Consider the following 1,098-nt stretch of genomic DNA (forward strand, 5'->3'; position numbering starts at 1 on the left):
CGTGCGAAGCAGGAGGCAGTATGAGCAAGGACCTGATTGAGGACTTCCAAAACCTTACGTCCCTACGAAGCAGGTGNATGGAGCTGCGTAGTAAGGCAGAGATGCTCCTGAGCGAGGCCGCCGATCTGGATTTCCGCATCCGGCGTGCGAGTGCGGTGCGTGCAGTCGTGAACGGCGTACCGCTCTCGATCCCGGAAGACGAAATTGCTGAGGACGGTCAAGACACGCAGACCGTTGGCAATCTAGACGAGGACACACGAAACACCTACGTTTACAAAGCGGTGCGCAGCGGTGGTTGGGTGGTTCGTATCAACGGGTACAGCATGACGGGGCGCGAGCACTTCTTCGGTGGTAAATGTCTAGGTCTGTGTCTCGGGTGGACACAGGAAAAGGCGCGTGAAGTGGCACTTGCGTGGCTCACCCGTTCCGAGATCGTGGAGGAATGATGCACGTATTTGCTCTAATCGTGTATGCAGTATCTATGTTCGCGTGCTTGGGGCTATCCGCGTACGGTTTTCATCGCATTGATTGTGTGCCAAATGTGTGGAACGGCGATGTTCAATGGACGAAGAATTTTTCGACCGATGCTTACGTCATCGTCTTGCTGTTCGCAGCCTGCTGGTGCCCCGTAATCAACACGATGTTGGCGCTCATCATGGGTCTGCACATTTTGGCCCATCGAGCCCGTTGAAGGAGATTTGATGGATATTGAAATGTTGACGGCTAAGGCCGATGCTTACGATTTGGCTTCGTCTCTGGCTGACAGTATGGGCTATGGTACGTTGAGCGAAGCGCTCCACGCGTTTCAGCGACTAAAGCAGGAAGCGTCACCTCCGAAGCAGGGGGCAGAAAGGATCGTGACCTATATCACGCGGGGCTACGTCGAGGAATCCGTGCAGGACAAGCTCATGCGCGACGGACATGTCGGCGCATTTGTCGTCAGCTCTGTCGGCGCTACCTCCGATCATCAAGTGGAAGTTCGTTTCCTGAAATGAGGACAGGTGCCATTATCGCGGTCTTGCTAATCGCATTCGGCTTGTGTAAAATGATGATCGGCATAGCACTGGTACGGGGCGCTCGGGACCGTTCCCATGACCC

At 55.0% G+C, this 1,098-nt stretch carries 1 protein-coding gene; it reads left to right on the top strand.

Annotated elements, in window-relative coordinates:
• The first annotated feature begins 701 nt into the window (after positions 1-701).
• Entirely contained in the window at positions 702-995 is a 294-nt protein-coding gene (locus tag AC1RO3_RS07940) for a hypothetical protein (RefSeq protein ID WP_281116326.1), read from the top strand.
• Positions 996-1,098: the final 103 nt, after the last annotated feature.

The organism is Dellaglioa sp. CoH-57-MRSF-19 (assembly GCF_056781975.1).

Bases quoted from the DNA above. Each gene is read 5' to 3' on its own strand.
- AC1RO3_RS07940 (WP_281116326.1), top strand. From the start codon at position 702: ATGGATATTGAAATGTTGACGGCTAAGGCCGATGCTTACGATTTGGCT.